We start from the raw sequence: 19,412 nt of genomic DNA on the forward strand, positions 1-19,412 counted from the left end.
ACAGGTTCATTGGCTCATTGCGAGCCAATGAACCTGAGACTACGATAATTCGTGTCACTAATAAGATTTCTTCCTGTGGCCGTGAAATTGGATGTGAAGATGAATCTATGAAAAAGAGAATGGTATGTTTTGGAGATTCGAATACTTGGGGATATAATGCTGAGAATTTGACTAGGTTTTCTGAAGAGATACGGTGGCCATGTCGGCTACAAAGAATTCTTGGAAGTGATTTTCAGATAATAGAAGAGGGTTTATCTGGTAGAACTAGTGTAATGGATGATCCATTATTCGAAGGATTGAATGCGCTTACTTATATACATCCATGCCTAATGAGCCATGCACCACTTGATCTCGTGATTATCATGCTTGGCACCAATGATACAAAGGAAAGGTTTAGATTGACATCATTTAATATTGCTCAAGGTATTACGAGACTTGCACGTAAGGCAAGTCAAACAGCAGCTGGAATAAATGGAGCATATCCAAAAGTATTAGTCTTAGCGCCGCCTACTATCGGTAAAGGATATTATAATACAGAAATTCACCATTCAATGGGGGATAACTGTGACAAAAAGTCAAAGGAATTTCCAACCTATTTAGAGAAGATGCTTCAGGATGAGAATATCGAATTTTTAAATTTAGGCAATCAGGTAACGATGAATACAATTGACTTTATGCATTTAGATGAGGATGGACACAAGCTTACATCAGAGCTTGTTCATAATAAAATAATGGAGATTTTAGAATAGAGGAGGATAATTATGTTAAAAAAGTCATTACTGGCCATGGTAAGTTTTATTCTTATTATTACAGTTTTAGCGGCTTGTGGCGATGAGAACGAGAAGAAAAGTTCAACAGATAGTGGAAATGGTAAGGATACAGTTGAACTTTCTCTATGGTTAACGCCACAGTGGAAAGGTGTTTTAGATGGTTCCGAAGAGGGTGCAGATTATGATAGCTTCTTTAAGCATGCTGCAGAGCGCTTTTCAGAGGAATATGATGAGTATGATGTGAAAATTAATGTCGAAGTCATTGCTGGAGATCAAAGAGATGAAATGCTTAATGTTAACTTAAATGGTGGAACACCTCCAGATATGTTCTTTGAAAGTGTGTTTGCAATGGGCGATTATGCTCATCGTGGTGCACTAGTTCCGTTAAACGATATTGTTGATGATGAAGCGAAAAGTGATATTGCTGAAAATTACTGGGAAACAGTAACATTTGGTGATGATGTTTATTTCTACCCGTTCTCCCATATGCCAGGAACAATGGTCTACAATGCAGACATGTTCAAGGCTGCAGGACTTGAATCTTATATCGGTAGCGAAGATTCGATTAAAACATGGTCATTAGAAGAGTATGAAGAAATTCTCCAAGGGCTTAAAGAAAATACACCGTCTGATCAATATTCAAACGCATTCCCGATGGGGCTATATGCATTAAATAACCAAGCAGATACATGGAACCTTGCATACTTAAGAATGTTTGGCAATGAATTCTTTGGTGAAGATGGAAGTCTAGTTGTTGATGATGAAAATGGTGCTAAAGCATTAGCATGGTTAAAGAAAATTTATGATGATGGCCTAACAAATCCTGGTGCTGAGTCTGTATCTTCAAATGATGTAAACGCAATGTTCCAAAACCAACAACTTGGTATTAGCTTTACAAACTCTGTATTATACAACAATTTACAAGCAGATATGGAAAATGGTAATGTAGCAGAATTTGATGCTAGACTTGCCAATATTCCATCTGAAAGTGGTGACCCATTATCATTCACTTATGTAACAGGTACTGCCGTGTTTGATACAGGAGATGAAACAAGAATTAAAGTAAGTAAAGATTTTGTGAAATTCTTCTCTACCGATCCAGAACTAGTTAAGTCATCTAAAAATGGTGTTCCAGTTCGCACAACTGTAGCAGATCAATATAAAGATGAAAATCCATTATTCGCAGCATATGATGAAAATGCGCAGTACATGTTTAGCTTTACTGGAAATGTACCTGGATATAGTGAATTAAGACAAGTGCTATACCCTGAGCTTCAAGCATTATATATTGGTGACAAAACGCCTGAAGAAGCAATTGCGGCTTATCAGGAAAAAGGTAACGAAGTAATCGAGAAGTCAAAAGCTGACTCTGTAATCTACAATCAATAGTTTTTAAGAAATTTTCAATAGACAAGCCCCAATTACATGGGGCTTGCCTATTGGAGAGGAAAGGGTGCTTATGAAAAAAAATCACCATGCATTGAAGCGAAATCTAACTGGCTACCTTTTTATTACACCACAACTTTTCTTCTTTTGTTTATTTCTTGTGTATCCAATTTTTGAAGGGATACGCCTAAGTTTATATAAAATCAATTATCAAGGTATGTCATTTATAGGGTTTGATAATTATATAGCGCTTTTTAATGATCCGGTCTTTATTAAATCTACAGTAAATACGATCATTTTTGTAATTGTAATTGTTGCATTAACAGTTGTATTTTCCTTATTTGTTGCATCCGCTATTTTTGATAAGAATGCTAGATATGTATCGTTTATAAGAGGAAGCTACTATATACCAGTTATGGTCTCTATGGTAGTTATGAGTATGATTTGGAGTTTCCTATTAAACCCTGCCAATGGACTAATACCTTTTGTAGCGAGGGAACTTGAATTCCCTGTTGTCAATTTTCTTGGCGACAAAAACTTAGTATTACCAGTCGTTATATTTGTTACATTTGCAACAAACGTTGGTCAGGCGATTATTCTATATATTGCTGCCATGATTGGTGTACCGAAAGAATTATTTGAAGCAGCCGAAATTGATGGGGCAAATCGTCGGCAAGTTATTTTTAAAATACTAATTCCTTCCGTAAAGCCGATTACACTATATATTGTGATCATTAATATCATTGCAGTATTAAAGATATTTGTTGTTATTCAGCTATTAACTGGTGGAGGTCCAAACAATGCTTCCACAACATTAATGTATTTCCTTTACAACAATGCATTTAAATACAATCAACTTGGCATAGCGTCTGCTGTAGGAGTAATTATGTTTACCATTGCACTACTATTATCCATTCCACAGCTCCGGTCTATGTTTAAGAAATAGAGGTGAAATAAATGTTTAAAAGAAAAAACAAACGAAAAAGGGATCTATTTGACGTAATTTCTAATGTGGTTGTTTTCCTATTTGCCCTTTTAAGTTTATTTCCTCTGTACTGGCTAATTACAAGTTCATTAAAAAATAGTGCTGCTGTTGTAAAAATGCCACCTGATTGGTTTCCGAAAACGTTTAACATTGATAATTACATCGAAGTTTTTAGTAATCAACCTGCACTTAAGTGGGCGTTAAATAGTATTACTGTCTCTTTAGTTTCAACCATTGCTTTAATTATTGTTAGTTCCTTAGCAGCGTACGCTTTTTCTAAACTACAATTTAAAGGGAAGAATATTATTTTCATTCTATTTATTTCCAGTCTGATGGTACCAAAAGAAGTATTGATTGTTCCGTTATATCGGATTGTTGATAATCTAGAAATGGTTAATACACTTCATGGAATGATTTGGCCGAATGTAGCTACTGCTTTTGGGGTGTTTTTATTAAAAGGATTTTTTGATAGTATACCAGATTCATTGAGAGAATCAGCAAAAATGGATGGGGCAAGTGAACTTAGAACATTTTTTAAAATCATGTTGCCGCTTGTGAAGCCTGGTATTGGCGCATTGTTTATTCTTTATTTTGTTCAAGTATGGAATGACTATGTATGGCAATTAGTTATTGGTCAAGAAGAGGGCGTTAAGACGTTGATGGTAGGTACAGCAACCTTAATGCAAGATTTAAATCCAAACTTTGCTTATAAGATGGCTGGTGCTACGGTGGCAGCAATTCCGCTGTTAGTAATTTTTGTTTTCTTCCAACGCTATTTTACAAGTGGATTAACTAGTGGGGCAGAGAAAGGTTAAAAAAATATGTGGGGATGTTTTTAATGACAACTAATGCAGAAATACTTGAATCTATTAAAGGTAAACTGATCGTTTCATGCCAGGCACTTCCGGATGAACCCCTACACAGTCCGTTTATTATGGGAAGGATGGCTTATGCAGCTAAGCTTGGAGGGGCTGTAGGTATTCGAGCAAATAGTATTGAAGATATACAGGAAATTAAGAGAACCGTAGATTTGCCTATCATTGGTATTATTAAAAGTGTGTCTGAAGGTTCAGATGTTTTTATTACACCAACAATGAAAGAAATTGATATGTTAGCAGCAGAACGTGTAGAAATTATTGCCCTTGATGCAACAAAACGCGTAAGGCCTGATGGGAAGACAATTAATGAATTATTTCCTATCGTAAGAAATAAATATCCAAATCAATTGTTCATGGCGGATTGTTCTACCTATGAGGAAGCAGTGAATGCTTATAGGTTAGGCTTCGATTGTCTTGGATCAACATTAAGTGGCTATACCGACTACACAAAAGGAGTCACATTACCAAATATGGACTTGATTGCAAGGTTGGTAAAAAACTTCCCTATTCCCGTCATAGCAGAGGGTGGCATATGGAGTCCAACAGAATTGGCAGAAGTATTTAACCTAGGTGTGCATACTGCTGTCGTTGGAACTGCAATAACAAGACCAATGGAAATTACCAAAAGATTTGTTGACGTCTTGAAATAAAGTGCCGTGGGGACAGGTTCATTGGCTCTAAGTATGGGCCAATGAACCTGGGACTGCGATTAGTCGTCGCGCATAAATGATTTGTCCCCATGGCTTGATAAGTAGGTGAATGAAGTGAGGATCTTAGCTGCGGATATTGGTGGTACTTCTATTAAACTTGGTTTATCTGATGAAAATGGAATGATTGATGTATTTGAAGAAATTGATTCGGATGCTAAAAAGGGCGGGAATTATGTTATTGAGAAAGTCATTCATTTGATGAAGAGGTATAATAACTTCGATGGTATTGGTATTAGTACTGCTGGACAGGTGAATGCTGATACAGGTACGATTTTATATGCGAATAATAATATACCAAATTATACTGGAATGAATATAAAAGGTATTCTAGAAGAAGAGTTTCGGGTTCCTGTAAAGGTTGAAAATGATGTAAATGCAGCAGCTTTGGGAGAAAAATACTTTGGTATAGGGAAAGATTATCAGGATTTTCTTTGTCTAACATATGGAACAGGTATTGGTGGATCTGTCATCATTGATTCTAAGATTTACAAAGGTAAAAGTGGGATCGCTGCTGAATTTGGTCATATGATTACACATCCCTCTGGGCTACCATGTAATTGTGGGAATAAAGGATGCTATGAAATGTATGCTTCCACGACAGCATTAATTAGAAGTGCAAAAGAAATTGATGAAGCATTCCATAATGGTAGAGTAATATTCGAAAAATATCATGACTATTCTAAGCTCGAGCCTATTGTGAATGAATGGGTTAATGAGGTTGCCTTAGGATTAGTGACATTAATTCATATTTTTAACCCGCCAGCTATCATACTAGGTGGTGGCATAATGGAACAAGACGAACTCGTCCAAACTGTCGCTAAAAAGACTCAAAGTCTTATAATGAAAAGCTTCTCAGACGTTCAGATTCTAAAAGCATCCCTTGGAAACAAAGCAGGATTATTAGGAGCAGTATCCTTACACTTATAAAAGAGCCGTGGGGACAGGTCCATTGGCTCGATGCTCAACAAATAGAGCCAATGAACCTGTCCCCATGGCTTGCTAGGAAATGCTTTATGTATGAATATGTAAGGTGGTAGAATTAAATAATGTTAAAGGAAAGTTAGGGGTAACTATGGCTAAGGATATATTTTCGATTATTCATTCTAAATATAAGGAATTTACAAATACGGAGAAAAAGGTTGCCGATTTTATTCTAGAGAATAAAGATAGGGTAGTTTATATGTCCATCACGGATCTTGCAGATGCTTGTAATGTGGGGGAATCGAGTATTTTTCGTTTTTGTAAGTCAATGGATCTTAAGGGATACCAAGAGTTTAAAATAGCACTTGCACATAGTACAGCACTAGAAAATGAAACCCCGCAACTATCAAGTGAGATTACGATGCAAGATACGATTGAGGAAATTTCTTCAAAGGTTCTAACAGCAACGATGAGTGCTCTTACAGAAACACATCATTTAATAAACCACCATGAAATCTCTAAAGCAATTGATTTGCTAGTAGATGCTAACCGAATTCATTTCTTTGGTGTTGGAGCATCATTAATGACTGCAATGGAAGCTAAAAATAAATTTATGAGAATTACGAATAAAACAGAGTGTTCATTTGATAGCCATCTACAAATTATGTCGGCTGCCTTAATGACAAAAGATGAAGTAGCTGTATTAATTTCTTACTCGGGATCAACAAAAGATATGATTGAATTGGCAAAAGTCGTAAGAGAACGGAAAGCAAAAGTAATTGTATTAACAAGGTTTGCGAAGTCTCCTTTGGCTGGCTACTCTGATATCACGCTTCTATGTGGAGCAAATGAAGGCCCACTTCAAGGAGGAAGCTTATCAGCAAAAATTTCACAACTTTATCTACTAGACGTACTATACGCAGAATACTTCAAGCGTACAAATCACGCATCCATTGTTAATAAAGAATCTACAGCAAAAGCTGTTATTGAGAAGATGCTGTAGATCTTTGGTCAACGCAAGTGTTTTTGCATGAATGTTCTATTTGAAAACTAGATAATCAAAAATAAAGGTGCCAGTCCGGATTCATGTGAACAAATTACATGAATCCGGACTGGCACCATTTTATTTCAAATTGCGGTTATACCAACAATGCAGTGCTTATATTGGATAGTTCAAACAAAATATCTACTCATTTTTAAAATAAGTATTGACATATATACCGAGTATACATATACTCGGTATATAGATACTCAGTATATAAAATGAATGGAGGAACATATGGACTTTCTAGTGGAATATCAATGGGAACTGTTTATTTTTGCAGAGGTTATGTCACTTGTTGCTTTGTTGTTATTTGGTGTTGTGCGTTATTTTTTTGGTAAACGAAAGCTAAGTTTTATATTTATATTTTTGTTTTTACTACTACTCCTGATGGAAGCTGTTTTGGCACTTGTCATTTATCAAGAGACAAGCGAAATATCAACATTTCAAATTGTGATTATTGTATTTCTAGTCTATGCTTGTACATTTGGAATTAGCGATTTTAAAAAGCTAGACCGCTGGATGCGTTTGAAGATTGGAGATTGGCGTGGAATTGATTTACTGACAGAAAACGATAGGCTCATCATGAAAAAGAAAAATGATCCTAAATATATAGCAAAAAAATATCGGTATAGTTCGCTTATCCATTTGCTTGTATTTGTTGTCGTCCAAGGGATCTTTTGGGGCTATGGTTTAAGCCACTTCCATCAAGTATTTGATTATTTACAGGATTTATCTTGGATCGGAACAGATAATGTCTCTGAAACTCCCTATCCAAACGAAGCCATCTATCGAATTTCCATTGTTTGGGGATTAGTTTTTATTATTGATTTTATTTATTCATGGTCCTATACCATTTTTCCATCAAAATAATGAGGTGAATACATGATTAATGTTGTCGATTTGAAAAAGGAATACAAAACAGGAAAAGAAGTTGTACCAATTTTAAAGGGAGTTGACCTTACCATAGAGGAGGGGGAATTCGTTTGTATTATCGGACCAAGTGGTTCCGGAAAAACGACATTGCTTCATCTACTAGGTGGGTTGGATACTCCAACGACGGGAACTATTTCATTGGATGGTTCGGAATTAACATCCAAGACGGAAAAACAACGAACCATCATACGGAGAAGGGAGATTGGGTTCGTATTTCAAAACTATCAATTATTGCCAACTCTAACTGTCTATGAAAATATTATTTTTCCATTACATGCAGATGGAAAAAAAGCTTCTCCAAAGGATGTTCAAATGTTATTAGAAGCGGTAGACTTAGTTGGTTATGAAAAAAGATTTCCCCATGAATTAAGTGGTGGGCAGCAACAACGTGTGGCGATAGCTAGAGCGTTAATTCACAAGCCAAATCTTTTATTAGCTGATGAGCCAACAGGAAATTTAGACAGACAGCGCTCCAGTGATATTTTAGATTTATTGGCGAAGTTTCATTATGAAAGGAAACAAACAATTGTCATGGTTACCCATGATATGTTTGCAGCAGGATATGCTGATCGGATTATTTTATTTAAAGATGGTGTTATTGAAGCAGAAGTGAAAAGAGAGGATGACGATTATGCTAAGTTCCTTGCTCGTTTCATGGCGTAATGTAACCCGTCATAAAAAACGCTTCTTTTTTACCTTGATGGCCGTTGTCCTTGGTGTTGCAGTAATGACGAGTATGTTAATTGCCAAGTATACTTTTTCCAACTTAATGGATGAACAGGAACGGTTATATGCAGGAGAGGCAGACTTTTGGGTACAGAGTAATGCGGGCTTTTTTCCTGAGAATGAGCTAATGTGGCTTGAAGAAAGTGAGGAAATGGAAGAGGGAGTGGGTTTATTATTCCAAAAAGGCTTTCTAGAGATGGAAACAGAATTTCCCCAACAGGCCTCTGTACGATTTACAGGTGTAACAGATTTTCAAACTAATCTAATCGATTTACCTGTAAAAGATGGTGATGTAACAAAAGAAGGACTTATTATCACGGAAAATGCCGCAAAGTTACTAGAGAAAAAGGTGGGAGATCTCCTTTCATTTCAACATATGGGTAAATTAGAAATTACTGCTATTGTTCATGAAGGGGCAATGTTAACTAGTCCGAAAACGATGGATGCAGCAATGATTCGTGATGTTCAAGTGATGGTTCCAATGGAAATATTGCAGGAATGGACTGGAATGGAAAACCAAATCTCCAACTTCAGATTCAAATTACAACCAGATTCCAATAAGGATAAATTATTTGAAAGCTATCAGTCAGAACTTTCAGGTTCAGATTTATTTGTTCAACCAATTGTTGTCGATAGCAAGCAAAATAATGATGTTGAAGGAATATATTATGTTTTTGATCTTATTGCAATACTGGCTATTTTCATTAGTGCTTTTATTGCATTCAATATGATTCATACTAGTATTGTAGAAAGAAAAAAAGAAATTGCCATCATGAAAAGCTTGGGATATACAAGTGGTAATGTCATACGACTGGTTAGTAAGGAAATCGGATTTCTGGCATTCATGGGAACCATTTTTGGCTTAAGCATTGGTGTTTGGCTAGGAATCCTTATTCAAGATATATTGATAGGTGCAATTAGTAGTCAAAAAGTAGTTTATGATGTAGTAATCATCAAACCGTTAATCATTTCAGCTATTATTGGCTTCCTCTTCCCATTTTTAGCAGCAATATTCCCTTTAAGAAGGGCAGGAAAGACACCGATTTTAGCAGGGATGTTTGAAAAAAATACTGCTACAAGTAGGACGCGATTAAATATCGTTCGAATAATAGCAGGTATGGTTTGCACAGGAATTGGTTTAATTGATAATATATGGGCATTTCTATTTTTATTCATTGGACTTGTGCTGTTATTCCCGCTATGGATGCGATTGATGCAAATAATTATAAGCCCAATTCTGACAGCTTTGTTTGGTTTTTCAGGGAAACAAGCAGTCCATTCGCTCAAACAATCGGAGCGGAGAAATGCGAGTACAGCAGCAATGCTTGCAATTGGTGTGAGCTTAGCCCTGTTTATGAGTGCTGCATTGCAATCCCTACCTGATGGGAAGGAAGAAGAAATCCGGGCAACCTTTGGTGGCGATATCCAAGTGGAGAAAGAAACGCCATGGACAGATTCAGATTTAGCTGCTGTGAAGAATATAGAAGGTGTAAGTGCTATTAGCCCATTTACTGAAGTACCTCATATAACATGGCATACGAAATCAGGTGACTTAAGGGAATTTTCCATCATGTCTTTTACGGCTAGTGAACGAGCCGAGGCATTTGAAGTAATAGAAGAAGTAGAAGAAAATGTGGAATATCCGTCTATTTATGTTGGGGAGCGTGCATTAATAGAATGGGGCGGAGATGTTGGGGATATTTTGACGTTGAATACTCCAGCTGGTGAGCAACAGTTTTATGTAAAAGGTAGTGTCCAAACTTCTCATTATTCCAATTACGTTGCTTTTATGGATGAAAATAGTATAAAAGATGAACTTAATTGGCCACATGATTATCATGTAATGATTGACGTAGTTGACGAAAATGCAATTTACAATGTCTTACTTACACTGTGGAATAGTATGGGAGAAACGATTACAAGTGCAATTCCGATTACGGTGACAATAGAACAATCAACAAGTGCTTTAACAGGTATGGATGACTTAATGCAAGGGTTGCTATTGTTAATCATTGCAATTTCGGCAATTGGGATTAGCAATACATTATTTATGAATACGATGGAACGTGTGAAGGAAATTGGAACAATGCGAGCAATAGGATTTACAAAACGACAAGTCCAATTTATGATTATGGCGGAAGGTCTATTCATTGGTATTGCTGGTGTTGTAGTTGGAGTGCTATATGGAATTTTAGTAATATATTTAAATTCTATTTCCGTGTCCGCTCAAGGGTTATTAAGCTTTATCATACCTTGGGTTAGTTTACTCATAGCTGTAGCAGGTGGGATTATATTTACAATTCTTGCATCATGGCTGCCAAGTAATTCAGCATCACGAATTTCCATAAAAGAGGCGATAAATTATGAGTAAGTGGGGATTAACATGTCGGTAAAACATTCATTACTTGCCTTATTATACGAAAAACCAAGACACGGTTATGAATTGAAAACAGGATTTGAAGAATTAGTTCAAGGGATGTGGCCATTAAATGCAGGTCAAGTCTATACTACGCTTGACCGATTGGAGCGAGATTTATTAGTAGAATCACCTGGTCATGATAAGAAGGACCGGAAGCTATATACGATTACCCAAGCTGGTAAGGAGGAGCTTTGGGCTTGGTTGGAAAAGCCAGTCGGTAGATCCTTATTCAAGGATGAATTTTACTTCAAGTTTCTTTGTGCTAGTCATGTAACCTATGAAAATAGGCAAAGCATGATTAGAAATCAAAAAGAAACGATGTTAAAAGATATTCTCCATCTAACACATTTACGAAAACAAATGGTTTTATCAGATAATAAAACAATGAAAATGCTAATAGAAGGAGCATTACTCCATTTAGAAGCAGATATTAAATGGTTGGATATGATTGCAGACTAAAAGGACAGTCTCCCTTGAGGGACTGTCTTTTTGGTCTGCCGGTTTAGTGGGTGCCTGTCACTTCCCGAAATAACTCGAATATTGTCGAATGTGTGCTTGGAAGAAGCGTTTCAATCTCTAATAATGCATTCAACTTTTGACCAAATAATGGTTCTCGATTTATTAAGTGAGTTCTACAAGTAAATTCGACATATTCTGCAGACAAAACGACAATTATTTAGTAAAATAGTATATGTATCCTAAAGACTTCGAATTAGTAAGCTTGTAGAGAAAACTACTAAAAGATAAATTACCAAGACAAAGTATGTTTAATAGAAGAAATTTTTGAATACAGATATTAGTTCTACACAAGAAGTGTAGTTTTTTTATTTTCCGAATAGAGGATTAAAGTTAGGGGGAAATTTATGAATAAGAAAGATAATGCATTAAAGGAAATGGAAAATATAATAGCAGAACTTAAAAGTGGCAGGGAAGAAAGTGCTGCTACAGCAGTAATGGGCCAGAAAAAAGAAAAACGTCATATTTCAGGGACGATATTTAAGCTGTTTTTTAAATACTGGGGTATTAAGATTCTGTTAATCGTACTGCTTCTAATTGCAGTTACTGCCGGAAGTATTTGGGCATTTTCTGGAAGTACGTTCAAAAAGGAAACAACAACATTTGTCGAGCAGGTTCAAGAACTTGCGACGCTAGCAACGGCTGAAGCACATTTGAAGGTGGTTATTGAGCAAGAAGATAATAAGATATTTGGACAGGATATTTCAGTTAATTTTCCTGGTACGAAGAGAGAGGTATTATTAATTGTTCCAGTTGCAGTTACGGCCGGAGTTAATTTGAAAGAAGTAGATTCTACAGATATTAAGATGAATGAAAAGAATAATGAGATAGATATCACTTTACCGAAGGCAGCTCTTGTACAGGAACCGGCCATTCAAATGGAAAATGTACGAGCTTTTTCAGATGAAGGGTTATTTCGTGGTGATGTTAAATGGGTGGAAGGCTTTGATCTAGCTGCAGAAGCACAGATGAAAGCGAAGGAAGAGTCGATTGAAATTGGTTTATTAGAATCTGCTGAGCAAAATGCAAGCAAAGTATTGGAAGAGTTCTTCACTAGTCTTGGCTATAGCGCGAATATCACATTTAAATAGGAGACAGTCCCTCACCACTTTAAAGTAGTGAGGGACTGCCCTAGTTTTAATCAAAATCTCTCATTTCCAAGTATTCTTTTAACTTCTCCACCTGTTCCTTATACATGAATTTACCCAAACCACCAAATAGCTTGGTAATAATTCGATAGAATAGGTTACTAGGAATAATGCTAGATTCCATAACTAATCTAGTTCCGTCATATTCCCTATATAAGTAGTATCTAGTAAAAGCTTTCCCTTCTTTTGAGTATCCTTCCATTATAATTTTATTTGGAGGATCATACTCTGTTAAAACAATGTCCACTTTAATTGTTTTCTTCTCAATGTGTTGAACGGACGTGAATTTGGTACCAGGAATATTCTCCTGCTTTCCACTTTCATAAATATTCTCCACAAAAAATTCATTCCAAAGTCTAATCTTTTCATCATCATCCAAATAATCAAACACAACATCAATAGGCGCAGCAATAAACTCCTCTAAACGAAACAGTAACTTTTCTTCCATCCTATTCCCTATCCTTCTATGTAATATAAAGAGAATAAATCCCCTAGGAAGATTATACTTGGGATTGGGGTGCCTGTCACTCCCCGAGTTATGTCGCATTTTGTCGACCGGATAGAAGAAAGCGCTGCTCCTAATGCTTTCGACATCAACGTACAAAAACCGGGGAGTGACAGGCACCCACAAACAAGGTTATAATTATGTTTGGGCGGGGTTTGATAGTTTCTTAGTATGTGAGATTTGAACATTGTTAACAAAGGGGTTTTAGTATGCGAACTATTTATAAGAATTTTTGTGTGATTAGTATCTTGTTAGTAGTTGCTATTTTTATAAGTGCTTGTTCTGGGAAAGAGGGAGAAGATACGGCTAATGACACCAACAAAATCAATATCCGTATTAATAATGACCCGGATTTTCTGGACCCGCATATGGCAGAGGCGTCGATTACTTTCCAAATGCTGCTTAATATTTATGATGGGCTATTAATCGGAGATACGGATGGTTCTTTGAAACCTTCTCTCGCTGAAGATTATCGTATTTCTGATGATGGGCTAACGTATACATTTACTATTCGTGAAGGTGTGACGTTTCATAATGGAGAACCATTGACAGTAGAGGATGTTCAGTACAGTTTTGACCGTTTGATGGGTACAACGACTGGTGAGCCATTATCATCCGATTTTGACAATATTGCTTCATTAAACACACCGGATGACAAGACTTTTGTAATCACGTTACAAGAACCGAATTCTGCTTTTCTTACTTATTTAACAGCACTTAATTCTGCCATTGTGCCAAAGAGTAATGATGGTAAACATAATGAAAATCCAATTGGGACTGGGGCATTTAAATTTAACAGCTATAGCCCTGAAAACAATCTTGTCTTAGAAAAAAATGAAAACTATTGGAAAGAAGGCTTGCCTTATTTAGATAAGGTGACATTCACATTCCAACCGGATGACCAAACGGCATTACTATCCCTGCAGGCTGGTGAAATGGATATTGTTTCAGTTGGCTCACACCGTGTGTCAGAGGTGGAAGAACAATTTAATTTAGAGTATCAAGATAGTAACTCTGTATTACTTATGGGGTATAACCAAGAGAGAGAACTATTTACTGATATTCGTGTCCGTCAAGCAATCAATTATGCGGTGAATAAGGATGATATTATTGAAGCTGCTTTTTCTGGTTATGCTACAAAGCTTGGATCTAATATGAGTCCCGCAATGGGGGATGTCTTTAAAGAAGGCATGGAAGATACATACAAACAAGATGTGGATAAAGCAAAAGAACTACTAGCTGAAGCAGGCTATGCGGATGGTTTTAGTACTACTATTTCCATTTCATCACATGCAGCACTGTATACGAATGTGGCACAAGTAGTCGTAGAAAATTTAAAAGAAATTGGTATTCATGCGGAGATTGAAGTGGTTGAGTGGGGCGTTTGGTTGGAAAGAATTTACCAGGGTAGAGACTACGACATGACCATTATTGACTTTACGGGTGTGCTATCACCATATGAAACGATAAATCGCTATGTGAGTGATGCTGATAACAATTTCTTTAACTTTAAAAATGAAGAATTTGATCAGTTGATGAGTGAGGTACTAGTGGAATCAAATACAGACCGTCAGAAAGAAATTTATCAACGTTTACAGGAAATTTTAAGTGAAGAAGCGGCTGCAGTGTACTTAGCTGATTATCAAATTATCTGGGCTTTAAACCCGAAACTGGAAGGATATAAGCTGTACCCTTATTTCTTCCATGATCTCGCCGAAGTGAGGTACACCGAGTAGAGAGGACTTTCAACTATGGCCTATTTCGTTCGAAGGATTATATTGCTTTTAGTAACAGTGGTACTTGTATCACTGATTACTTTTGCCGTTTTTCAAATTATACCTGGTGATCCGATTCGGATTATGTTAGGTCCGGAAGCGGATGAAGCTAGGGTTGAAACCTTAGAAAAACAACTTGGATTGGATCAGCCACTTCCTATGCAGTATGTAAACTGGATTAGTGGTGTTTTTACAGGGGATTTAGGAGATTCCATTCGCTTTTCACGACCAGTTTCAGAGTTAATTGCTGATCGGTTACCTGTTACACTTTCTTTAGCGTTCCTGTCGATAGCAATTGTGATTTTAATAGCTATTTCTTTAGGGATATATGTTGCCAAAAGACCAAATACCTTAAGTGATCTTGTTTTCTCGTCTGTTACACAGGTCGGTATGGCTATTCCTTCTTTTTGGTTAGGAATGCTATTAATGCTCGGTTTGGGGATGACGTTTCAGTTCTTTTCCATTAGTGGCTATGTTCCATGGTCGGAAAGTATTATCGGTGCATTAGGATCATTACTATTACCGGCGATTACGATTGCCATTCCACAGATTGCTATTTCCTTTCGCTATATCCGAAATACCATTTTGGAGCAGATGCAATTGGATTATGTAAGGACGATTCGAAGCAAAGGAATCACGGAACGTGTGGTCATGTATAAGCATGTGTTACGCAACGCAATGATTCCAATTCTTACCGTGTTTGGATTGATTTTTGCAGAAGTAGTTGCTGGAACAATTATCGTGGAGCAGGTTTTTGGGCTTCCGGGATTTGGCAGTCTTCTCATTACTTCTATCAGTTATCGTGATTTTCCTTTAGTACAAGGGATAGTCATGTATATCACGATTGTTGTAGTGATCATCAATTTTATTATTGATATACTTTATGCTGTCTTGGATCCTCGCATTCGGTTAGGGAGAACAGGGGAATGAAACGAATACGAAATTATGGAAAAAATATTAATCTTATTATAGGAAGTTTGATCTTATTTGCTGTTCTAATCATGATGATAGTGAGTTTCTTTTACACGCCTTATGATGTAAACGAAATGGATATAGCAAATAAACTGCAGCCGCCAAGTTTAGTACACTGGTTTGGAACAGATGAGTTTGGTCGGGATATTTTTAGTAGGATTATGGTTGGTACCCAAACAGCATTTTTTGTCGGTACGGTATCTGTTAGTATTGGTTTGATTTTTGGTGTGCTCATTGGTGGAGTTTCTGGTTACTTTGGCGGGTGGATAGATGAAATTATCATGCGGATTATTGATGCACTCATGGCATTTCCAGGTATAATACTTGCCTTGATGCTTGTTGCTGTATTTGGTTCTGGTATGGTGAATACATCGATTGCTTTAGGGCTGATGGCCATTCCAGGGATTGCAAGAATTGCAAGGAGTGGCTTTTTGCAAAGCAAAGACGCAGAATACGTCCAGGCTGCCAAGTTGATGGGGCAAACACCTCTGAGAATTATGACAAAGCATATTTTGCCAAATGTCATATCACCAATAATAGTTGCTGCTTCCATTGCCTTTGCAGTTGCCATGTTAGCAGAGGCAGGCTTGAGTTACCTCGGATTGGGTGTCCAACCACCAGATCCAAGCTGGGGAAGAATGTTAAAGGATTCTCAAGGATATTTAGTCAGTGCACCTTGGTATACCTATGCTCCGGGTATTGTGATTACACTAATGGTACTCGGATTCTATTTGTTGAGTAATGCGATAAGGGATATTAGTGATCCAAGGTCGCGAAAATAAAATGATAAAAGCTACTTTCCTCCTAGTTAAAGGAGGTGGTGGCTTTTTTGTTTATAAAAATCTAACCAACACTATGTAAAGAGTGGATAGTAAATTCATGAAGCCAAGTACCCCTAGAATATCTCTAATTAATCATGTCCATACTAAATACAGAAAAGGAGGGATTTAGTATGGCTGAAAATGATAAAAAGCCCTTTTATAAAAAATGGTGGTTCTGGTTAATTGTTATTATCATTCTATTGTTTGCGATCTTCGGTGGTGGTGATGAGGAAGAACCACAAGACAATGATACAGGCACGGAAGACACCCAGAATAAGGAAGGTGAGACAACTAAAGATGATGCAGATAATGATGTGGCAGAAGAAGAATCTGCTGAAAAGGAACCAGCTGAAGAACCGAATACCCGTGACAATTCTTCAGCAAAGGAGACAACTCTTAATGCTGGTACATTCACAGTTGGAACGGATATCCCAAGTGGGCGTTATGTTATAACAGGAGATGGAATGGGAAATCTGTTTGTTTATGATGAGGCTGGACTACCAGTAGTAAATGAAATTCTGGATACTAGTACAGATATGGGAGTGTCTAGTGTTACTACAGATCTTGAAGATGGACAGGAAATTGAGATATCTGGTATGGATGCTGTAACATTTAAGCCTGCTGAAACAAAAATGTCAAACAAGCTTTCTGCTGGTACATGGGAAGTTGGTTTAGATATTGAACCAGGTAGATATGATGCAACTACTGAAAATGGAATGGGGAATTTTGTTATTTATAATGATATGGGATTACCTAACACGAATGAGATTCTTGATGCATCTGGTGACATGGGTGTAAAGACGATTACGGTTACACTGAAAGAAGGACAGCGAATCTCGATAAGTGGGTTAAATGAGGTAAACTTTGAAGCGAAATAAATGATTTAAATTAAGAGAAGTTGCCGTAATTGGTAGCTTCTCTTAATTTTGATTAGAAATGTGGATGGATTTTTAATCCTGATCAAACCACAGTGGATCTTTGTTATCAACGTCTCCATTATAATTGATCAGAATCTCTTCCCCTGCTTTTATATCTTTAAACGCATAAAAATCAAAGGTGTGATTATCAAAATTGATTTCATAATCTGCATTAGGCTCATAAGAATGGTTAAATAACATTCCATATCCAAGTAGGATTGCAGAGTGATTGATTCCATATTCAAAAGTGTAATCAGCTAGGAGTGTTTTCTCAATGTGTTCATGTTGGTCATTTGGATAGGAAATGACAGGAGCTTCATGAAAAAGTTCCCCTTTTTTTATATCACGAGTAGCAAATACTCCTCTATTAAATTCCCCGTCGCTAATTGAAGATGTTTTTACTTCTATCATGTTGTTGTTCACCTACTTACTATTAATAATCTTTCTAACTGTAACATTAATCCTAAAAATGAGCCAATTTTATTGTAGGTTAACTAATTGGAACCCCATAAACAAGGAAGTTTCACTTTGTATGAAACAATTGATTTGAGGACAGTCTTTTTCGATTGATGGGGTTCTTTCTAGGACAAAAGTTGCGCATGACTTTCGACTTAAATTAGACGAATTTATAGGATTTATAGTGACAAGGACATGGTTTGTAGTACCGTTAATGAGGGCTTTAGCCTCAGTGACAAATTTTGAATGGACATGGTAGAATTTTACTATGAAATTTATTTGTGAATTAGCGTAATATTACATTTACACTGTGTATTGCTATGGAACTAATTTGAAACTAAATTGAAATTAATATTTCAAGATATATAAAAGGGATTTTCCACATACATATACATGTTATTAATATTGGTTATTCGGAAGAGCTTACTACCCGTCTATTAGGTAGCATCACGGTCAGTAAAACTGAAAAAAAATCATTAATAATTTAAGTAAGTAATCCTTATTGTGAACAATACCATACAAGAAAAACTATATACACGAAATGAATCCCCTAAGATATTACACATTATCCCAATAAAACTATCTAATTATGCAGCTTATCTTTTTGAGAAAGCGTTATTGATATAAACAATTGATATGTCTTCTTTACGAATGAGGAAAGAAAAATATGGCAATTATTTTATTTTGAATAATCACGTAATTGGTAATGTCCAGCCGATTAAGATTTTGTATTTTACATATAGCAAGGAGGCTTCTGTTATGGAAATATTAACGGCAGTACATACGGACACTGGTCTAAAGAAACAAACAAATCAAGACAGTATATGTTTAAAAGTTGCTGATACATCCATAGGAAAGGTTGTTTTAGCTATCATTTGTGACGGAATGGGTGGTCTATCCAAAGGAGAAGTGGCAAGTAGCAATGTTATTGAAGCATTTTCCGATTGGTTTGAACAAGAATTGCCTTTCCAGCTTGCCCAAGAAAATTGGAGTGAAATTCAATATCGCTGGGATAGGATTATTAAGGAGCAGAATCATCGTATTGCTACATATGGAAGAAATACAAGTAGTCAGCTTGGAACAACTTTAACAGCAATGCTAATAGTAGACTCAGATTATATGCTTGTTGCTCATGTTGGTGATACAAGATTATATCGTTTGGATTCAGGTATTCATCAATTAACTGAGGACCAGACATTGGTTGCCAAGGAAGTTAGGCTAGGTCGATTAACTACAGAAGAGGCGAAAACAGATCCACGTCGACATGTCCTCCTACAATGTATAGGAGCTTCCAAGCGGGTAGAAGCTGATTTTATACAAGGAAAGGCTAAAATCGGAGAAGTATATTTACTTTGTTCGGATGGTTTTCGTCATAAAGTTACTGAAGAAGAAATATATACAGCCTTCTTGCCTGGAACTTCGCAGAATGAAATGGAAATGGAAAAACAAGCTAAAAGGTTGGTTGAGCTAAACAAAGAAAGACAAGAGACAGATAATATTTCTGTTGTAATTGTCAAAATACAATAAGA

19 protein-coding genes are annotated in these 19,412 nt (G+C 36.5%); 17 read left to right on the forward strand and 2 right to left on the reverse strand.

The window, feature by feature from the left end:
- Positions 1-17: 17 nt before the first annotated feature.
- From K332_RS0109140 to K332_RS0109195, 12 genes are all read left to right on the forward strand, one after another.
- Positions 18-749: a GDSL-type esterase/lipase family protein gene (locus K332_RS0109140; protein ID WP_211237413.1), complete on the forward strand. Its 732-nt coding sequence runs from the start codon at positions 18-20 to the stop codon at positions 747-749.
- A 12-nt stretch (positions 750-761) separates the two neighbouring features.
- On the forward strand, positions 762-2,159 hold the full coding sequence (locus tag K332_RS0109145) for an ABC transporter substrate-binding protein (RefSeq protein ID WP_026907182.1): 1,398 nt from the start codon (positions 762-764) through the stop codon (positions 2,157-2,159).
- A gap of 70 nt (positions 2,160-2,229) precedes the next feature.
- Positions 2,230-3,102: a carbohydrate ABC transporter permease gene (locus K332_RS0109150; protein ID WP_026907183.1), complete on the forward strand. Its 873-nt coding sequence runs from the start codon at positions 2,230-2,232 to the stop codon at positions 3,100-3,102.
- A gap of 11 nt (positions 3,103-3,113) precedes the next feature.
- Entirely contained in the window at positions 3,114-3,956 is an 843-nt protein-coding gene (locus tag K332_RS0109155) for a carbohydrate ABC transporter permease (protein ID WP_026907184.1), read from the forward strand.
- A gap of 23 nt (positions 3,957-3,979) precedes the next feature.
- Positions 3,980-4,669, forward strand: a complete 690-nt coding sequence (locus K332_RS0109160) for an N-acetylmannosamine-6-phosphate 2-epimerase (protein WP_026907185.1) — start codon at positions 3,980-3,982, stop codon at positions 4,667-4,669.
- Positions 4,670-4,783: 114 nt separating this feature from the next.
- A complete protein-coding gene (locus tag K332_RS0109165; protein ID WP_026907186.1) occupies positions 4,784-5,656 on the forward strand; it encodes an ROK family protein in 873 nt (290 codons plus the stop codon).
- Between the two features lie 145 nt (positions 5,657-5,801).
- Complete coding sequence (locus K332_RS0109170) at positions 5,802-6,653, forward strand: MurR/RpiR family transcriptional regulator (protein ID WP_026907187.1); 852 nt, start codon at positions 5,802-5,804, stop codon at positions 6,651-6,653.
- A gap of 276 nt (positions 6,654-6,929) precedes the next feature.
- On the forward strand, positions 6,930-7,565 hold the full coding sequence (locus K332_RS0109175) for a hypothetical protein (RefSeq protein ID WP_026907188.1): 636 nt from the start codon (positions 6,930-6,932) through the stop codon (positions 7,563-7,565).
- Positions 7,566-7,577: 12 nt separating this feature from the next.
- Complete coding sequence (locus tag K332_RS0109180; RefSeq protein WP_026907189.1) at positions 7,578-8,291, forward strand: ABC transporter ATP-binding protein; 714 nt, start codon at positions 7,578-7,580, stop codon at positions 8,289-8,291.
- Positions 8,260-10,725 (forward strand): ABC transporter permease, encoded by a 2,466-nt coding sequence (locus tag K332_RS0109185; protein ID WP_026907190.1) that lies wholly within the window; start codon positions 8,260-8,262, stop codon positions 10,723-10,725. Before K332_RS0109180 ends, K332_RS0109185 begins: the two co-directional genes overlap by 32 nt.
- Positions 10,726-10,737: 12 nt before the next feature.
- Positions 10,738-11,232: a PadR family transcriptional regulator gene (locus K332_RS0109190; RefSeq protein ID WP_026907191.1), complete on the forward strand. Its 495-nt coding sequence runs from the start codon at positions 10,738-10,740 to the stop codon at positions 11,230-11,232.
- A gap of 404 nt (positions 11,233-11,636) precedes the next feature.
- Positions 11,637-12,380 (forward strand): DUF4230 domain-containing protein, encoded by a 744-nt coding sequence (locus K332_RS0109195; protein WP_026907192.1) that lies wholly within the window; start codon positions 11,637-11,639, stop codon positions 12,378-12,380.
- Between the two features lie 46 nt (positions 12,381-12,426).
- On the opposite strand, the gene K332_RS0109200 is transcribed toward K332_RS0109195, so the two are convergent.
- Positions 12,427-12,885, reverse strand: coding sequence for an SRPBCC family protein (locus K332_RS0109200; RefSeq protein ID WP_026907193.1), 459 nt, complete (start codon positions 12,883-12,885; stop codon positions 12,427-12,429).
- Positions 12,886-13,151: 266 nt separating this feature from the next.
- On the opposite strand from K332_RS0109200, the gene K332_RS0109205 reads away from it, so the two are divergent.
- The 4 genes from K332_RS0109205 to K332_RS22255 all read left to right on the forward strand — a co-directional run bounded on the left by K332_RS0109205 (position 13,152) and on the right by K332_RS22255 (position 17,388).
- Entirely contained in the window at positions 13,152-14,678 is a 1,527-nt protein-coding gene (locus tag K332_RS0109205; protein ID WP_026907194.1) for an ABC transporter substrate-binding protein, read from the forward strand.
- A gap of 15 nt (positions 14,679-14,693) precedes the next feature.
- Complete coding sequence (locus tag K332_RS0109210) at positions 14,694-15,647, forward strand: ABC transporter permease (protein WP_026907195.1); 954 nt, start codon at positions 14,694-14,696, stop codon at positions 15,645-15,647.
- Positions 15,644-16,471: an ABC transporter permease gene (locus K332_RS0109215; RefSeq protein WP_026907196.1), complete on the forward strand. Its 828-nt coding sequence runs from the start codon at positions 15,644-15,646 to the stop codon at positions 16,469-16,471. Before K332_RS0109210 ends, K332_RS0109215 begins: the two co-directional genes overlap by 4 nt.
- A gap of 170 nt (positions 16,472-16,641) precedes the next feature.
- The gene (locus K332_RS22255) at positions 16,642-17,388 is read left to right on the forward strand and encodes a hypothetical protein (protein ID WP_051359406.1); all 747 of its coding nucleotides are present in this window, start codon (positions 16,642-16,644) and stop codon (positions 17,386-17,388) included.
- A 72-nt stretch (positions 17,389-17,460) separates the two neighbouring features.
- On the opposite strand, the gene K332_RS0109225 is transcribed toward K332_RS22255, so the two are convergent.
- Entirely contained in the window at positions 17,461-17,838 is a 378-nt protein-coding gene (locus K332_RS0109225; RefSeq protein WP_026907197.1) for an SET domain-containing protein, read from the reverse strand.
- An 804-nt stretch (positions 17,839-18,642) separates the two neighbouring features.
- Here K332_RS0109225 and K332_RS0109230 point away from each other — a divergent pair.
- On the forward strand, positions 18,643-19,410 hold the full coding sequence (locus K332_RS0109230) for a PP2C family protein-serine/threonine phosphatase (RefSeq protein WP_026907198.1): 768 nt from the start codon (positions 18,643-18,645) through the stop codon (positions 19,408-19,410).
- The last annotated feature ends 2 nt before the right edge of the window (positions 19,411-19,412 follow it).

It is taken from the genome of Paucisalibacillus globulus DSM 18846 (assembly GCF_000482485.1).
In the GTDB taxonomy this organism is placed as follows: Bacteria; Bacillota; Bacilli; order Bacillales; family Amphibacillaceae; genus Ornithinibacillus; species Ornithinibacillus globulus.

Coding starts and splice junctions, on each gene's coding strand:
- K332_RS0109145 (WP_026907182.1), top strand. CDS start 762: ATGTTAAAAAAGTCATTACTGGCCATGGTAAGTTTTATTCTTATTATT.
- K332_RS0109150 (WP_026907183.1), top strand. CDS start 2,230: ATGAAAAAAAATCACCATGCATTGAAGCGAAATCTAACTGGCTACCTT.
- K332_RS0109155 (WP_026907184.1), top strand. CDS start 3,114: ATGTTTAAAAGAAAAAACAAACGAAAAAGGGATCTATTTGACGTAATT.
- K332_RS0109160 (WP_026907185.1), top strand. CDS start 3,980: ATGACAACTAATGCAGAAATACTTGAATCTATTAAAGGTAAACTGATC.
- K332_RS0109170 (WP_026907187.1), top strand. CDS start 5,802: ATGGCTAAGGATATATTTTCGATTATTCATTCTAAATATAAGGAATTT.
- K332_RS0109175 (WP_026907188.1), top strand. CDS start 6,930: ATGGACTTTCTAGTGGAATATCAATGGGAACTGTTTATTTTTGCAGAG.
- K332_RS0109180 (WP_026907189.1), top strand. CDS start 7,578: ATGATTAATGTTGTCGATTTGAAAAAGGAATACAAAACAGGAAAAGAA.
- K332_RS0109185 (WP_026907190.1), top strand. CDS start 8,260: ATGCTAAGTTCCTTGCTCGTTTCATGGCGTAATGTAACCCGTCATAAA.
- K332_RS0109190 (WP_026907191.1), top strand. CDS start 10,738: ATGTCGGTAAAACATTCATTACTTGCCTTATTATACGAAAAACCAAGA.
- K332_RS0109195 (WP_026907192.1), top strand. CDS start 11,637: ATGAATAAGAAAGATAATGCATTAAAGGAAATGGAAAATATAATAGCA.
- K332_RS0109200 (WP_026907193.1), bottom strand. CDS start 12,885: ATGGAAGAAAAGTTACTGTTTCGTTTAGAGGAGTTTATTGCTGCGCCT.
- K332_RS0109205 (WP_026907194.1), top strand. CDS start 13,152: ATGCGAACTATTTATAAGAATTTTTGTGTGATTAGTATCTTGTTAGTA.
- K332_RS0109210 (WP_026907195.1), top strand. CDS start 14,694: ATGGCCTATTTCGTTCGAAGGATTATATTGCTTTTAGTAACAGTGGTA.
- K332_RS0109215 (WP_026907196.1), top strand. CDS start 15,644: ATGAAACGAATACGAAATTATGGAAAAAATATTAATCTTATTATAGGA.
- K332_RS22255 (WP_051359406.1), top strand. CDS start 16,642: ATGGCTGAAAATGATAAAAAGCCCTTTTATAAAAAATGGTGGTTCTGG.
- K332_RS0109225 (WP_026907197.1), bottom strand. CDS start 17,838: ATGATAGAAGTAAAAACATCTTCAATTAGCGACGGGGAATTTAATAGA.
- K332_RS0109230 (WP_026907198.1), top strand. CDS start 18,643: ATGGAAATATTAACGGCAGTACATACGGACACTGGTCTAAAGAAACAA.